13 protein-coding genes and 2 pseudogenes are annotated in these 15,707 nt (G+C 73.1%); 10 read left to right on the top strand and 5 right to left on the bottom strand.

The genetic code is table 11. The features are described from left to right. Positions 1-46: 46 nt before the first annotated feature. Positions 47-922, bottom strand: a complete 876-nt coding sequence (locus P2424_RS18145; RefSeq protein WP_276476792.1) for an aminoglycoside phosphotransferase family protein — start codon at positions 920-922, stop codon at positions 47-49. 180 nt (positions 923-1,102) lie between these two features. On the opposite strand from P2424_RS18145, the gene P2424_RS18140 reads away from it, so the two are divergent. After that, complete coding sequence (locus P2424_RS18140) at positions 1,103-1,942, top strand: polysaccharide deacetylase family protein (RefSeq protein ID WP_276476791.1); 840 nt, start codon at positions 1,103-1,105, stop codon at positions 1,940-1,942. A gap of 71 nt (positions 1,943-2,013) precedes the next feature. Beyond that, complete coding sequence (locus P2424_RS18135; RefSeq protein WP_276476790.1) at positions 2,014-2,544, top strand: lytic polysaccharide monooxygenase auxiliary activity family 9 protein; 531 nt, start codon at positions 2,014-2,016, stop codon at positions 2,542-2,544. Here the strand turns inward: P2424_RS18135 and P2424_RS18130 are convergent. Beyond that, positions 2,528-3,850: an MFS transporter gene (locus P2424_RS18130; RefSeq protein ID WP_276476789.1), complete on the bottom strand. Its 1,323-nt coding sequence runs from the start codon at positions 3,848-3,850 to the stop codon at positions 2,528-2,530. The two genes, P2424_RS18135 and P2424_RS18130, sit on opposite strands and share 17 nt — an antisense overlap. A 99-nt stretch (positions 3,851-3,949) precedes the next feature. Here P2424_RS18130 and P2424_RS18125 point away from each other — a divergent pair. After that, a pseudogene (locus tag P2424_RS18125) lies at positions 3,950-4,800 on the top strand (DUF5937 family protein). Positions 4,801-5,362: 562 nt separating this feature from the next. Continuing rightward, a pseudogene (locus P2424_RS18120) lies at positions 5,363-6,265 on the top strand (MFS transporter); the annotation flags it as partial. Between the two features lie 346 nt (positions 6,266-6,611). Here P2424_RS18120 and P2424_RS18115 read toward each other — a convergent pair. Next, positions 6,612-7,772: a Vms1/Ankzf1 family peptidyl-tRNA hydrolase gene (locus P2424_RS18115; RefSeq protein ID WP_276476788.1), complete on the bottom strand. Its 1,161-nt coding sequence runs from the start codon at positions 7,770-7,772 to the stop codon at positions 6,612-6,614. 178 nt (positions 7,773-7,950) lie between these two features. Between P2424_RS18115 and P2424_RS18110 the strand changes: the two genes are divergently transcribed. The 5 genes from P2424_RS18110 to P2424_RS18090 all read left to right on the top strand — a co-directional run bounded on the left by P2424_RS18110 (position 7,951) and on the right by P2424_RS18090 (position 13,013). Next, positions 7,951-8,721: a PTS sugar transporter subunit IIA gene (locus P2424_RS18110; RefSeq protein ID WP_276476787.1), complete on the top strand. Its 771-nt coding sequence runs from the start codon at positions 7,951-7,953 to the stop codon at positions 8,719-8,721. A 97-nt stretch (positions 8,722-8,818) separates the two neighbouring features. Next, positions 8,819-10,444 carry a PTS ascorbate transporter subunit IIC gene (locus P2424_RS18105; protein ID WP_276476786.1) on the top strand — a complete coding sequence of 542 codons (1,626 nt, stop codon included), beginning with the start codon at positions 8,819-8,821 and terminating at the stop codon, positions 10,442-10,444. An 87-nt stretch (positions 10,445-10,531) separates the two neighbouring features. Next, positions 10,532-11,326, top strand: a complete 795-nt coding sequence (locus tag P2424_RS18100; protein WP_276476785.1) for an alpha/beta hydrolase — start codon at positions 10,532-10,534, stop codon at positions 11,324-11,326. Between the two features lie 162 nt (positions 11,327-11,488). Next, positions 11,489-11,755 (top strand): hypothetical protein, encoded by a 267-nt coding sequence (locus tag P2424_RS18095; protein WP_276476784.1) that lies wholly within the window; start codon positions 11,489-11,491, stop codon positions 11,753-11,755. 226 nt (positions 11,756-11,981) lie between these two features. After that, positions 11,982-13,013 (top strand): glutathione S-transferase C-terminal domain-containing protein, encoded by a 1,032-nt coding sequence (locus P2424_RS18090; RefSeq protein ID WP_276476783.1) that lies wholly within the window; start codon positions 11,982-11,984, stop codon positions 13,011-13,013. A gap of 38 nt (positions 13,014-13,051) precedes the next feature. Here the strand turns inward: P2424_RS18090 and P2424_RS18085 are convergent, their stop codons facing one another. Then, positions 13,052-13,609, bottom strand: a complete 558-nt coding sequence (locus P2424_RS18085) for a 2'-5' RNA ligase family protein (RefSeq protein WP_276476782.1) — start codon at positions 13,607-13,609, stop codon at positions 13,052-13,054. Between the two features lie 29 nt (positions 13,610-13,638). Continuing rightward, entirely contained in the window at positions 13,639-14,007 is a 369-nt protein-coding gene (locus P2424_RS18080; protein ID WP_276476780.1) for a nuclear transport factor 2 family protein, read from the bottom strand. A gap of 228 nt (positions 14,008-14,235) precedes the next feature. Between P2424_RS18080 and P2424_RS18075 the strand changes: the two genes are divergently transcribed. Next, positions 14,236-15,702, top strand: a complete 1,467-nt coding sequence (locus P2424_RS18075; protein ID WP_276476779.1) for a membrane-associated oxidoreductase — start codon at positions 14,236-14,238, stop codon at positions 15,700-15,702. The last annotated feature ends 5 nt before the right edge of the window (positions 15,703-15,707 follow it).

The following is a 15,707-nucleotide window of genomic DNA, read 5'->3' as shown; positions in this document are numbered from 1 at the left end:
GGGCCGGGAGCGCGGAAGACCCTGCGGCCCGGACCCGCGCCCGGAGTCAGAACGGATGCCAGCGGACCGCCGGGTCGGAGGCGCGCAGCGAGGCCACCCTGCGCCGGAACTCGCTCAGGGCCGCGGGGTTGCCGGGCGCGTGCTGGGAGACCCATGCGCAACTCGCGGTCTCCCGCGCCCCGCGGAGCACCGCACACCCCTCCCATTCGCGCACGTCCCAGCCGTAGCCGGCGCAGAACGACTCGTACTCCGCGGCCGGCAGCCCGTACCGGTCGCGGCTGAGCGTCATCACGACCAGATCGTGCTCGCGCAGATCGGAGGAGAACGTCTCCAGGTCCACCAGCAGTGGCCCCTGCGGGGTGATGTGGACGTTGCGGGGCAGGGCGTCCCCGTGCAGCGGGCCGGGCGGCAGGTGGGGGACGAGTCCGGGCAGTGCGGCGAGGATGTCGTCCCGGCGCGCCCGCAGGAACGCCGCGTCCTCGCGCGGCACCGCGTCCCCGGCCAGCCGCAGCCAGCGCTCGACGCCGCCCAGCAGTTCCCGGGGCGGCAGCGTGAACGGGGGCTCGGGCAGCGCGTGCACGAGCCGCAGCAGTCCGGCCAGGTCCGCGGGCCCGGCCGGGCGCACCGCGGCGGGCAGCCGCTGCCAGAAGGTGACCGGGTGCCCACCGACCAGGCGGGCCTCCGGCTCCGCTGCGCGGACGGCGGGCACTCCCTCGCTCTCCAGCCAGGTGGCGACTCGCAGCTCGTGCTCGGCGCGGGACAGCAGCTGCGCGTCCCGACCGATCCGTACGACGGTCCCGTCCAGTGCGAAGACGGCGTTCTCGCCGAGGGACAGCAGTTCCGCCGTACCGCCGGCGCCGTCCGTCGCGGCGGCCAGCACCTCCCGCGCCAGGTCCTCGGTGAATGCCACGCTGGTCGCCATCGCCTGTGCTCCCTGCTCTCGTCGGTCCTCCCCTCCAGGCTGTCAGGGTGCCCGGCGTGGCTGTCGTGCAGCCCCGCGCCGAATGCGGCGTATCTCTCACTCCGCGGCTGCAACCGTCGGCCTTCCGGAGGGGTCTGCCTGTATGACAAGCACGGTGAAAACGGGCAGTTGGGAGCAGAAGTGCACAGCAAGCGGGGTGGCAGGCCGGCGACCGTGGCGACGGCCGCCGCGGTGGGAACCGTGGCCGTCGGGCTGCTGACGGCGTTCGTCGGGACGGACACGGGGGCCTCCGCCGCGGGCCGGCATCCGGGCTGGGAGCAGAGCGTGCGTGCCGCGCGCGCGGGCGAGCACGCCGCCGCACCGGCGGAGAAGCGGTCCGGCGCCGGGCGGGCGAAGCCCAAGGCGCCTCCGCGGAAGGTCAGCCGGACGATCAGCCACCACGCGGCGGAGGGCGGACGCGCGGTCTCACTCACCCTGGACGACGGTCCGCATCCGGAGTGGACGCCCAGGACGCTGGACTTGCTGCGGCAGTACCACATCAAGGCGACCTTCTGCCTGATAGGCCCGAACGCGGAGCGCCATCCCGATCTCGTCAAGCGGATCGTCGCGGAGGGGCACCGGTTGTGCGACCACTCCGTGGACCACGACACGGGAATGGACCACAAGCCGGCCGACTACCAGAAGCGGCAGATACTCGACGCGAAACGCATGATCGACAAGGCGTCGGGAGGTGCGCCTGTCCACTACTACCGTGCGCCGGGCGGCGCCTTCACCCCCACCAGCCGACGGGTGGCGGCCGAGCACGGGATGCGGCCGCTTGGCTGGATCGTCGACCCGGGGGACTGGCAGCTCCCGGGGACCGACGCGATAGTGCGGCACGCCAAGGAGCAGGTGGAGGACGGTGCGGTCATCCTCTTCCACGACGGGGGCGGCGACCGGTCCGAGACCTACCAGGCGCTGCGCCGGCTGCTGCCCTGGCTCAAGAGCCAGGGCTACGGCTTCAGCTTCCCGAAGGCTTGACCGTTCCCTGTCAGCCGCTAAAGTCTAGACCAATCCCCACTGTGTGCTCTCCCCCCACCGAAGGAGTTGAGATGCACCGAACATCGCGTACCAGAAGGAAGTTAGCGGCCCTGGCGGGTGCCGGTCTCGCCCCGGTACTGGTTCTCGGTCTCACCGCGACCCCGGCCTCCGCGCACGGCTGGATCACCAACCCGGCCAGCAGGCAGGCCCAGTGTGCCAACGGCACCGTCTCCTGCGGCTCGATCAAGTGGGAGCCGCAGAGCGTCGAGGGCCCCAAGGGGCTCAAGGACTGTGCGGGCGGCAATGAGCGCTTCGCCGAACTGCGCGACGACAGCAAGGGCTGGAAGGTCACCGACGTCGGCAGCTCGGCCACCTTCAACTGGAAGCTGACGGCCCGGCACCGCACGACCACCTGGCAGTACTTCATCGGCAACACCAAGATCGCCGAGTTCGACGACGGGGGAGCGCAGCCTCCGCAGTACGTCTCCCACCACGTCGGATTCCAGGGCTTCACCGGTAAGCAGAAGGTGCTCGCGGTCTGGAACGTCGCGGACACCGCGAACGCCTTCTACGCCTGCGTCGACGTCAACATCGGCGGCTGACGCCTCCTCCCCTCCCGGCCGGACGGCTCCCCACCACTCCCGGCCGGGAGGTGCCCGCCTCCCCCTGCTCACGAGCCCGGCTCGGCCCGGTGGCAGCCGGTGAGATCCCTTCCCGATCCCGCTCGGCGGCGACGGCACCGGTGGAGAGGAGCGTCGCGGCGGCGAGGGTGCCCCAGAGAGCAGCCGGACCGTGCGGGGCGAGAGCGGTCAGGGCCGCGGGGGAGACGGCGAGGCCGAAACCCGTGGAGAGCTGGAAGCGGGCGAGGGCGCGCCCCAGGACATGCGCCGGGGCGAGCGCGGTGACGAGCGCCGTGGCGCTGCCCGCGTAGCCGATCTCGCCGAGGGTGCAGACCACGGACACCGCTGCGACGGCCGGGGCGCCCCAGCCGTGTCCCAGCGACGTGGCCACGAGGAAGCCGAGATAGGACACGGTGAGTACCACGCCGGCGAGGGCCAGCACGGACCGGCGGGAAAAGCGGGACATCAGGACGGTGACCGGTACCTGCAGGGTGACCACCAGCACCGTGTTGGCCACGAAGATGGCGCCCGACCACACCGGGGAGGCGTGCAACTGCGTCACCAGGACAAGGGGGAGCGCGACCTCGGGCACGTTGAGGCAGAAGACATAGATGATGTTGGCGGCCAGGAGCGTGCGCATCCGGGGCGCGGGCTCGCCGCCCCCGTCCTCGGCCTCGGCGGCTGCCGGATGCGCCTGCACATGGACCGACCACGCCAGGGCCGCCGCCGCGAGGTAGGCGAGCCCGGTGACTGCTGCCAGCGCCTGCAACGCGGTGGTGCCGCCCGCCAGGCATGCGGTGGCGAGGAGGGCACCGGTGCCCAGACCGGCGTTGCGCAGGGCGCGGCCCCCCGCGAGGGCGACGTCGCGCTCCCGGCCGTGGGCGACCGTGGCCACGAGGGCGGCGTGAGCGGCCGGCCATGCCTGGTTGCCGATGCCGAGGAAGAGCGCGGCTGTCGCGAACAGCCAGACGTTCCCCGCCGGGGCGGCCAGCAGCAGCGCCACGCCCAGCACCCGCACCAGCATCGAAGCCGCCACGACCGTGCTGCGTGCGCCCCGGTCCAGCCATCGGCCGACCGCGGGCATGCACACCAGACCCACGACGGCGCCGAGCGTCATGGCGATGCCGGTGGCCGGTGCGGAGAGCCTCAGCACGGACACCCCGTAGAGCAGCAGAAGGGGCCGGAGCAGGCCGGTGCCGAGCGCGTCCACGACCAGGGCGACGGCATAGCCGGGGCCTCCGGAGGCACGGACGAGGGCGCGCGGCTGAATCTTGACGGTGGTGGTCATGGCGTCAACGGTGCGTTCGGCCGCCGAGTCCACTGTGCCGCTTGACGGACACCGTCAAGCGGCATGGTCCTCGACCATCCGACCGGCGATGATGCGGGGATGACGGTGAGAATCGACATCGGCGGCCTGCCGGCCGGGGGACTGCGGTTCGCCGCTCCCCGCTGGCCGAGCTGACCGCGATGCTGCACGTGCTGGCCGAACCCGCGCATCATCCACAGCACGCCGGCTGGGCCGCGAACGTGTGGGCCGGGCTCCCGCCCGAGTCGGCCGAGCGGCTCAGAGAAGCGGGGTTCCTCTGGCGATCCTCACGAGCCGACTTCCTGGTTCCCGCTCGTCCCCGGTCCACCCTCGCCGAGGAGTTGGACGATGTGGACCGGATCGACGACGAAACCTATGTGACCGCCGCGCTCATCACCACGTGCGGCAACAACCGGGTCCACTTCGCCGCGCCGTCGCCGCTCGCCGACGCACCGGCGCGTGAGCGGGCCCTGGCCCCGGCGCAGGACGGTACCTGCATCACCGTGGACAAGCTGCAGGACAATGCGACCACCGCCCACGGCACCGGGGTCACCTTCCTGCCCAGCGTCTTCGGCCGGCCCCACCTGGTAGTGATCCACGCGCGCGGGTGGCAGCCGGTGGTGCAGTACCCCGTGGCCGAGACGAGTCCGCCGGAGCCGGTGTCGCTGGAGACGGTCACGCTACGGCTGGAGGCGCTTGCGCACCCGGTACGGCTGCGGCTGCTGCGCACCCTCGCCCGCGGCCCGCACACCACCGGTGAGCCGGCCCACGCCTGGGGACTCTCCCTCCCGGAGGTGTCCCGTCATCTCGCGGTCCTGCGCCGCGCGGACCTGCTCACGACCCGGCGGCACGGTCGTCACGTCCGCTACACCCTCAACCTGTCCGATCTGACGGTGCTGGGGACCGACCTGCTGGCGGCCGTACTGCGCTGAGCAGCTTCGGTCCGCCGGACGGTGACCGCCGCCTCCGCGCGCCGCGCGGCCACCTCCTCGGCGCGGCCGAGGCAGTGACCCGGCCTCTCACGAGTGCGGAATTTTCGGCCGGTTCACCCCGGCAACGCGATCCGCCGCGATCCTTGCCGGTCGAATGTCGTCACCGATACCGCGCGTGAATCTCCCGCGAGTATCCGGAATTCCCGAGCCACAACCGCCGCTCCGGTCACCCGCAACTCTCCCTGCTCTCACCGTAGTCGGTGAAATCTGCGGCGACACGCCGAAACACGCGTGCGGTGCGGACGGCTTCTTGGCCGTTGCGGTTCTCGACTGCCGTGATTTCAGGGCGAGTTCACCGAGTTCCGGGAATCCTAGTATGGGCAGCCTTATGCGGAAACCGTGTGCGTGAATCCGGTGTTGCGGCACGCTTCTTTTCGAGGAACGGCCCGCCGAGGCGAGCCGGGCAGCACAACACCCCACTCCTGCAAGGAGGTCCCCGTTGCCCCTTGCCCTCCTGGCCCTGGCCATTGCAACGTTCGGTGCGGGCACAGCCGAGTTCGTGATGATAGGTCTACTTCCCGAGGCCGCCTCCGACATGGGAGTGAGCATCTCCGAAGCCGGTGGCTACGTCTCCTTCTACTCGCTCGGTGTCGTGATCGGAGCACCGCTTCTCACCGTCGTGGGTATGCGGGTCCAGCGTAAGACAATACTGCTCGCAATGACATGCATGTTCATCTTCGGGAACACAGCGTCAGCCCTTGTCCCGAGCCATGAACTGCTGCTGGCGGCGCGTTTCACCGCGGGGCTCCCGCACGGTGTGTTCTTCGGAATCGGAGCCGTCGTCGCGGCCGGTCTCGTCGCCCCCGAAAAGCGCGGCAGAGCACTCTCCGTGGTGCTGGTCGGCGTACCCATGGCCAATATCGTCGGCTCACCGCTGGGCACCCTGCTCGGCCAGACCGTCGGCTGGCGCTGGACGTTCATCGTGGTCGCCGGTATCGGCGTGCTCGCGTTCGTCTCCCTCGCGGCGCTGCTCCCCGTGCAGCGCGAGACCGGCAGGGGAACCGTGCGCGGCGAACTCGGCATATTCAAAAGACCGCAGGTGTGGCTCGCCTTCGCCGTGGTGGTGTTCGGCTTCGCCGGCACCTCCTCGTTCTACACCTATATCCAGCCGCTGGTGACCGAGGTCAGCGGCTACACCCCCAACGCGGCCACCGCGCTGCTGGCGCTGGCCGGAGCGGGGATGACCGTGGGCACCATGCTCGGCGGACGGCTCGCCGACCGCCCCGTGCGCACGATGTGCGGGGCACTGCTCGCGCTGGCGCTCTCGCTGAGCATGTTCCTGGTGACGGCGCAGAACACCGTCCTGGTCGCCGTCAACGTGTTCCTCACCGGGATCGCGGGCATGGCCGCCATCCCCAGCGTCCAGGCCCGCATCCTCGACCACGGCAGGGACGCGCCCGAACTCGGCTCCGCCAGCGTGCAGTCCGCCTTCAACATCGCCAACTCGCTGGGCGCCTCGCTCGGCGGTGTGGTCATCGCAGCCGGCTTCGGACTCACCTCGCCGAGCTGGCTAGGCGCACTCCTCGCTCTGGCGGGTGCCTGCTTCGGCCTGCTGTCGGGGTGGCTGGACCGCAGCTCCCGGCCCTGGGCGGTCGCCTCCTCCGCCCCCTCCTGGAAGAGCGTGAAGTCGGAGGCGTTATGGGGCCGGGGCGCTCCCAGCGCCCCCGTGCCCGCCCGCGGGCAGCGCCCTCGCGCCGCTGCCGGGCGTCGCGCCGGCCCGCCGGGCGCGCGGCTGCCCGGCCGGGCAGAGTTCACTCCGCGGCGGTCTCCTCCTCCTGACTCCCGTGGGACACGTGGGACCACCGCAGCAGGGCGCCCAGCCCGCCGACCGGAAGCTCTTCCCCGGGCGCGGCGAGCAGCACCTCCGCATCGGTCGCCAGCGCACTGCGCAGCAGCGCGTCGTCGGCCCGCGCGGAGGCGGGCTCAGGCGCTCCGAGATACTGCAGCTCGGAGCGCCGCACCCCTACCTGGTCAGCGCCGTCGCCGACCCACACCTCGGTGTCCCTGTCCGGACCCCCGGGCCGCACGAGCAGCGTCGCCACCCGGTGCTCCCGTGCCGCCTCCACCAGTGAGGGCACCGTCTCGGCCGTGCCCGAGCCCGCGGGAGAGGGGCCGGGCGCGTGCGCGGCCCGCAGCGCGGCCAGCGCCTCGACGGTGTGCCGTTCGACGTACTCCGCACGGGCCCGTGCCGTCTCCCGGTCCAACAGCTCCGAGGAGGCGCCCGCCGCGCGGCCGCCGTGTGAGGTCTCCACGGCCCCGGCCCGCAACCGCTCCGGCAGCTTCTCGTGCACGGCCCGCCGCTCCCGGGGCTCGCCGCTGAACACCAGCACATCGGCGGCCGTCTCCCGGAAGCGGCGCTCGATCGCCTCCGCGATCAGCCCGGCGTTGCTCTCCCAGGTGTTCTCCACCCGCAGCTGGAAGTGCCTCTCCGACAGCTCCCCGGTGGAATTGCGGTGGATGGGCCACTCCTCGCCGGTGGCCTGCCCCGCGCTGTGCGTCCCGTGTGCGTCCACCAGCTCGAAGTCGGCCCCCGTCCGGTCGATGCGTGCCGTCAGACAGCGGGGGTTCTCGGCCAGCAGTTCCGGCAGCGGTGCGAGATGCGGCAGCGTCGACCAGGCGACGTGCTGTCGTTCCGGCGCCACGGTCAGCGGCAGGTCCAGCACCAGGTCCCCGTCCGCCGCGAAGACCGCACTGCCCTGCGGCCGGGTGCGCGGGGAGAGTGCGGCCAGGTGCCCGGTGACGGCCTCGACGGTGGCGGAGTCGGCGCCCTGCCGGAGCAGCTCGTCCCCCGCGGCGCGGGCCGCCAGCCGCCGCTCGTCCCCGGCGCTCTCGGTGGCCTGCGCCGTGCTTGTGCAGACGGTGGCCCACGGTCCGTTCCGGTCGAGAAGAGGTGCGAGGGAATCGAGGCGCATGGTTCCTCCCTGGTGCTCCTGGGCGCGCTGCGATCGCTGCTCCACGGACCCCGGTTGCCCGGAGGCGGCCCGAACCGTCCGCTGGACGGCCGGGTACCCCTGCCGCCGGCAGCGACACAGGCCCGTGGGGCCGGGCCTGCCCGCCGGCCGACAGGAGCGGCGTGCCAGTATCCGGGGCATGGCGTCACTGAGCGAACTGCTGCCCTGTGCGGCGATCCGGCTGGACACCGCCGCGGCCGACTGGCGCTCGGTGGTCCGCGCCGCGGGGGAGCTGCTGGTCACGCAAGGTGTCAGTACCGACGCGTACACGGAAGAAATGATCGGGAACCTCGAGGAGAACGGGCCCTACGTCGTCGTCGCACCCGGCCTCGCCCTCGTACACGCCCGACCCTCGCCCGCGGTGCACCGGACCGGGTTGGCGTGGGTGCGGCCGGCCGGCCCCGTCGTCTTCGGCCATCCGACGAACGATCCGGTCACCCTCGTCGTCGCCCTCGCCGCGGCGGACTCCGGCGCCCACACGGCGGCCATGGCGGCCCTCGCCGGACTGCTGGCCGATCCGGACGCCGAGGCCGCGCTGCGCACCGCACCGACCCCGCAGGCCGTGCACCGGCTGCTCGCCGCGCGCGAGAGCGGCGGTGACCAGCTGCCGCCCAGCGGGCCGGCCGTGCAGCGGATCCTCACCGTCTGCGGGAACGGGGTCGGCACCAGCCTCTTCCTCAAGAACACCCTGGAGCGGGTGCTGGAGCGCTGGGGCTGGGACCGGCACGTCACCGTCGAGGCCACGGACACCGTCTCCGCGAGGGGCAGAGCATCCGAGGCCGCAGCCGTCCTCACCTCGCGCGAGATCGCCGGGCTCCTCGGCGACCTGGGCGTCCCGGTGCGGGTCGTCGCGGACTTCACCAGCGAGAAGGAGGTGGACGCCGTGCTGCGCGACACCTACGACGTCTGACCGCGTCCCGCTTCCCCGCCACACGCCCCCGCAGCTCCCGCACGCCCGCGGGGCACTCTCCCCACCCGCCCGAACACGGCACGCAGCGGAAGGCTCCATGGACTGGCTGGTCACGATCGCGGCATTCCTCGGCACCGAGATTCTGAGCGTCCCCGCGTACCTCATCGGTCTCATCACGGCGGCCGGTCTGACGGCTCTGCGGAAACCCGGAGGGCAGATCGCCGGTGGGGCCGTCAAGGCGACGCTCGGCTTTCTGCTGATCAGCGCCGGAGCCGGACTCGTCGTCAGCGCGCTGGCTCCGCTGGGCGAGATGATCCAGGGCGCCACCGGGGCGCACGGGGTGATCCCGACCAACGAGGCGATCGTCGGTATCGCGCAGGACCGGTTCGGCGCCCGCGTCGCCTGGCTGATGATCGCGGGATTCGCCCTCTCGCTGCTGCTGGCCCGGTTCACGCCGCTGCGCTATGTCTTCCTCACGGGCCACCACATGCTGTTCATGGCGACCCTGCTGACGATGGTGCTGGCGACCGCGGGCCTGCCCGGGTGGCTCGTGGTGACCGTCGGCGGAGCACTGCTGGGCATCCTCCTCGTCTCGATGCCCGCCTTCGCGCACCCGTGGACCAAGCGGATCACCCGCGACAACAGCATCGCCGTCGGCCACTTCGGCACGGCCGGCTACATCACCGCCGGTGCCGTCGGCCGGCTCGTCGGCGGACGCAGCCGCAGCACCGAGGACATGAAGCTGCCGGAAGGAATGCGGTTCCTGCGCGACTCGATGGTGGCCACCGCGCTGTCCATGCTGCTGATCCACCTCGTCATGGCGCTCCTGTACCTGGCCGACGCGGGTGAGGCGAGGGCCTTCCAGGCGTTCGCCGCCGCCGGCGGGACGGCCGCCACCGGCCTGGGAGACTACTTCATGCAGGCCGTGATGCAGGGCCTCCGGTTCGGCATCGCGGTAGCCGTCATCCTCTTCGGCGTCCGGACGATCCTCGGTGAACTCGTCCCCGCCTTCCAGGGGATCGCACACAAGGTCGTCCCCGGTGCCGTGCCCGCGCTGGACGCGCCCATCGTCTTCCCGTACGCGCAGAACGCGGTGCTCGTCGGATTCCTCGCCAGTTTCACCGGCGGCCTGTGCTCGCTCGGGCTGCTGGCCTGGCTGCTCAACCCCGCCCTCGGCCTGGCGCTGGTGCTTCCGGGGCTGGTGCCGCACTTCTTCACCGGCGGCGCGGCCGGTGTCTACGGGAACGCGACCGGCGGCAGACGGGGTGCCGCGCTGGGCGCGTTCTGCAACGGCGTCCTCATCACCCTGCTGCCCGCCGTGCTGTTGAAGGTGCTGGGCACCTTCGGGAAGGAGAACACCACCTTCGGCGACGCCGACTTCGGCTGGTTCGGCACCCTCATCGGCTATGCGGGCAGGGCGGGCTCGGCGGTCGGCATCGCCTTGATGCTCGCCGTCGGGGCCCTGGTGCTGGCCGGAGCCGTCCTGGTGCAGAAGCGTGTCGTCGAGCCCGGCTGGGACCCCGGCGCCCACCGCGACGCGCTGCTGCCGCCCCCGGCTACGGCGGGACCCGCACGCGGTGCGGCACCCGGCACGGAGTCCGCCCCGCCCGGGGCCGCGCGGATCCCGCGGCCCGGCCCGGCGGGGGACACGGCACCGCGCCGCTTGCCCAAGCTGCCTCCGCCGGCCGGCGCCCCCACACCGCCCCCGCCACCGCCGGACTGAGAGGGGAACCGGGCCGCGTCCGGCCGCCGCCGGGCACCGGCTGCTGGTAGAAGTCTCAGCACACCACCGCAGTCAGGAAGGGCCGCCATGACCGTGCGCTTCACCACCTCGCCCGACGGCACCGAGATCGCCCTCGAGCGGTTCGGGGACGGGCCGCCCGTCGTCCTGACCGGTGGCGCGCTCAGCACCCGGCACGAGGGTCTGCCGCTCGCCCGTGAACTGGCCGGCCTCGGGCTCTCCGGGGTGGTCTACGACCGCCGGGGCAGAGGCGAGAGCGGCGACACCCTGCCCTACGCCCCCGCGCGGGAGGCCGAGGACCTGGCCGCCGTCCTCGGAGAAGTCGGCACGGGAGCGGCATGCGCCTACGGCGTGTCCTCCGGTGCTCTGATCGCGCTCGGCGCGGCAGCGGGCGCCGGGGCGGCCCCCGGCAGGCTGGTGCTCTTCGAACCGCCCTTCACCGGCGCGGTGGGACACCCCCAGGATCCGGCGCGGGCGGCCCGGCTCGCCGAGCTCCTCGACCGGGAGCGGCGATCGGACGCCGTCGCGTACTTCCTGGGGGAGATCATCGGGCTGCCACCGGAGTCCGTCGAGGGCGCCCGCCGCTCCCCGGCCTGGTTTGGCCTGACGAGAGTCGCCCACACACTCCGCTACGACACCACGATGCTCGGCGACGCCACCCTCCCGTTCGGAGTCCTGACCGCTGTGCGGGTCCCCGCGCTCGTCCTCTCCAGCGACGCCAGCACGCGGCTGCTCCAGGACGCCGCGCGTGCCGTGGCGGAGGCCCTGCCCCGCGGCGAGCACCGGACGGTGTCCGGAGCCTTCCACCATGCGCCCGCCGGGACGCTGGCCCCGGTGGTGCGGGACTTCCTCGCAGCCGCCTGACAGCCATGCCCAGCGCCCCCGGGCTGCGCCGGGCGCCGGTGCGCGCCGCGTCCGGCGCGTCAAGAATTGTCCATGGCTATTCCAAATCGGCCATGGCCCACTCCCGTTGGGGGAAGCCACTGGCTGACCGGTGAGCGGGGGCGAGCAACTCGGGGGTGCGGGATGGACAGCACGGCGGCGAACGGCGGCCCGCGGTGCGCGGCGGCGGACCGGGCGGATCCGACACCGTGCGAGGGCGGACTCACCGCCGTGACCGTCATCGACCGCAACGGGGCGCAGCACACCGGATGCATCCACCACACGGCCCGGCTGCTGGCCAGCCTCGAAGGCGCCCGGCTGCACCCGTCCGCGGCCTTACTCCCCTTCGCGTGCGAGGTCTACTGCCGGGCCGACCAACTTCTCCCCTTTCCCTGGCAGCTCGGCCGCTGAGCAGGCGCCGACGCCGTCGCGAGCACGTCGAGCACGTCGCGTGGACGGGCGGGGTGCCGCGAGCCGCTCCGGGACGCGCCGACCCCCGGCCGGGGAAGCCCGTCTCCTGCCCCGCACCGCATTCCTCACGCGTCGCTACTCGGCAACGGGACCGCCGGGGTGATGGGATGCGCTCGGGAAGCCGGGGACTCCGCTGCCCCGGACGGACTGCGGGAAGGAGACCGGGATGACTACCGCTGCGGTCGGCGGCGACGCCGGGAACACCGAGTACGGCCGGAAGGCGTTCAAGAGGTCCAGGAGCCACTTCGCCGACCGGATCACGGCCGACGGGAGGGACGGCTGGCCCGTCGAGGCGGGCCGCTACCGGCTCGTGGTCAGCCGTGCGTGTCCCTGGGCGAGCCGCGCCCTGGTCTCGCGCCGACTGCTGGGCCTGGAGAGCGCGCTCCCGCTGGCCGTCGCCGACCCGATCCAGGACGACCGGAGCTGGCGCTTCACCCTCGACCCCGGCGGCCGTGATCCCGTGCTCGGAATCCGCTTCCTGCACGAGGCGTACGACAAGCGCGAGACGGGCTACCCGGGCGGTGTCAGCGTGCCCGCCGTGGTGGACGTGCCCAGCGGCAAGCTGGTGACCAACGACTTCCAGCAGCTCACCCTCGACCTGGCGACCGAGTGGCGCGCGCTGCACCGGCCGGGCGCGCCCGACCTCTACCCGCAGGCACGGCGGGAGGAGATCGACGAGGTGGCCCAGGGGATCTACCGGGACGTCAACAACGGCGTGTACCGGGCCGGGTTCGCCACCACGCAGCAGGAGTACGACTCCGCCTACACGGACGTCTTCCGCCGGCTGGATCTGGTGGCGGAGCGGCTGCGGGACCAGCGCTATCTGGTCGGCGACACGCTCACCGAGGCGGACATCAGGCTGTTCACCACGCTCGTGCGGTTCGACGCCGTCTACCACGGCCACTTCAAGTGCAACCGCAACAAGCTGGAGCAGGATCCGGTGCTGTGGGCGTACGTGCGGGACCTGTACCAGACGCCCGGCTTCGGCGACACGGTCGACTTCGACCACATCAAGCGGCACTACTACGTCGTCCACACCGGCATCAACCCCACCTCGATCGTGCCCGCGGGGCCGGACCTGTCCGGGTGGCTGACCCCGCACCACCGCGAACAGCTCGGCGGCCGCCCCTTCGGCGACGGCACCCCGCCGGGCCCCGTACCGGCGGGGGAGGAGATCCCGGCGGACCACCGGCCCTGAGGCCCGCCCACGCGCCGGGAGGCCGCTGCCCGGGCGGCTCAGCCGCCCAGCGGGAAGCCGAGCCAGGGATGCCAGCGGCCCTCCTCGTGGACGACCAGTTCGACGCGGCTCACCCGTGCGGTCACCGGCAGCCGTGCCGCCAGCTGCGCCGCGATCCGCCGGTGCACGCGGGGGCCGCCGCTGTTGGCGACCGTGACATGCGGCTCCACCGCGCCGAGGAGACCGCCGTAGGGCGGATGCGAGGGCCACCGGGCGGCTGCCGCCGCGGTCAGTGCGCGCAGCGGGGCGGCCGGTTCGGGCACCAGGTGCAGCACGCCGGGGAAGGATCCGCAGCGGCCGAACGTGACCGTGAAGGGCTGGTGCCGGGCGTACAGCGCCGCCAGCGCCGCCCGCTGGGGGCAGCGTATCCGGTCGCGGTGCAGAAAGGGGAACAGCACCGTCAGATGTGCGCTTCCGCCGTTCCGCGCGGCCGTGTCGTAGCGGCCGCGCCAGTCGCGGACCAGCGGGTCCACCTCCGGCAGCAGCACGCTCAGCGCCGTCGTCCCGGCCGCGACGGGCCAGCCCGCGGTGCCGGAATCCTGCGTCCCCGTGTCCATCCGGGCACCGTAGCCCGCCGCCCGGGTGGTCAGGCGCCGGGCACCCGGTCCAGGAAGCCCTTGACCGAGGCGATCCGGCCGTCGTCGGCCAGCGTGAGCACGTCGGACCCCGCCGCCGGAGCGGAGCCGTCGGCCGCGACCACCAGCTCCCAGGAGAACCGGGCGATGTCGTGGTGTCCGTCGACCGCCCCGGTCAGCCGGAACGTGCAGCCGGGGAACTGCTCCTGGGCGGCCCGGATCGTCGCGGTCAGCTCCGGGTGGCCGGTTGCCTGCGCCAGCGGGTCGGTGTAGCTGCCCGCCTCGGTCCACGCCGCGGCCACGGCCGCGGCCAGACTCGCCGCGTCGGGTGCGTTCCAGGCGGCGAAGTAGCGTTCCACAGCGGCTTCGTAGGTGTTCATGGTCTCGTCCTCTCGTCCGGGTGCCACCGCCGGTGTGCTCCGGCGGGGCGGTGCCACGACTGTGCCCCGGCGCGGGCCGGCCGGTCGATTACGCGCGGGGTCATGTGACGGGGGAGGCGGGGCGCTGCGGCACGCGCACCGGCGGGCCGGCCGCGGGCGGCGGCTCGCGGACTCCGCAGCGCCGGAACGCGGTTGACGGACCCCCGGCATACGGGAAGAGTCCCCCGCGTGGAGATCGACGAGCTGACGGGGCCGGAGCGGCGGGTGTGGGAGGCGTTTTCGCGGGGGCGGACCGTGGATCTCTCCGCGGCCGCCGAGCGGTCGGTACGGGCCCGGGTGCTGCGGACCCTGCTGCTGACCTCACCCGGGGAGGACGGCGAGATCCCCGCGCTGCGGCTGCGCGGCGCCCGGATCACCGGCGAGTTCAATCTGCACTCCGGGGCGGTCAGGGCCCCGGTTTCGCTGCGGGAGTGCGTGTTCGAGGAGACACCGGTGCTCTATGGCGCCGAGTTCCGGCAGCTCTCCCTGGGCGGCTGCCGGATGCCGGGGCTGTGGGCGGCGACGCTGCGGGTGGCCGGCGCACTGCGGCTCAACGACTGCCGGATACCGGGCGCGGTGGGCCTGTCCGGAGCGCGGATCGACGGAGCCCTCTTCCTGGACCGCGCGGAGCTGGGCACGCGGGCCACCGTCGGGGAGCCGGAAGCGGCGACGGCCGAGCGCGAGAGCGGCAGCCTCAAGCTGGACCACGCCACTGTCGGGGAGGACTTGCAGGCCACGCGGCTGACAGTGCACGGCCGGACCCGCCTCGACGGGCTGACGGTGGCCGGACTCGTCCGGCTCGACGGAGCCCGGCTGCTGTACCCCGGCGGCGGCAACACCGCGCTCCATGCCGAGACTCTCACGGTCGGTACCGACCTGCACGCCATGCGGCTGCACGCCGAGGGCCGGGTCAATCTGCGCGGGGTCACCGTGCCGGGACAGCTCAACCTCGCCTACGCCCGGCTCTCCAATCCGGGCGGGGTCGCGCTGCGGGCCAGCAGTTGCACGGCGGCCGAGTTCTGGCTCCGCGACGCGCCGCCCGTCCAGGGCACCGTCAACCTGCGCCGGGCCCGGTTCGAACTCCTCCACATCCGCCCCGAGGTGTGGCCCGCGGAGGTGCAGCTGGACGGGCTGACCTACACCGCGCTCACCCCCGTCCTCCCGGCGGCCGACCGGCTCCGGGTGCTCGCCCGCGAGGCGGACGGCTATGTGCCCTTCGCCTACGAGCAGTTGGCCACCGCCTACCGGCACATCGGTGACGACGCCGCGGCACGCACCGTGCAACTCGCCAAGGAGCGCCGCCACCGGGCCACGCGACCGCTCTACGGACGGCTGTGGGGCCATCTGCAGGACGCGACCGTCGGCTACGGTTTCCGCCCCATGCGGGCGGCCGGGTGGCTGGTCGGTCTGCTGCTGGCGGGCGCGCTCACTTACGGGTTGCATCCGCCGCGCCCGCTCAAGGCGGACGAGGCGCCCGAGTTCAACCCGCTCGCCTACGCACTCGACCTGCTGCTGCCCGTTGTCGACTTCGGGCAGGAGAAGTCCTACGCGCCCGAGGGCGGCTACCAGTGGCTGGCCTACCTGCTCGTCGTCGCGGGCTGGGTGTTGGCCACGACGTTCGTGACCGGCGTGAACCGGGCGGTGACGCGGAACTGAGCGCG

It is taken from the genome of Streptomyces sp. WMMB303, assembly GCF_029351045.1.
Taxonomy (GTDB): domain Bacteria; phylum Actinomycetota; class Actinomycetes; order Streptomycetales; family Streptomycetaceae; genus Streptomyces.
Note: the sequence above shows the minus strand (reverse complement) of the source record. Positions and strands in the feature narration are given on the sequence as shown.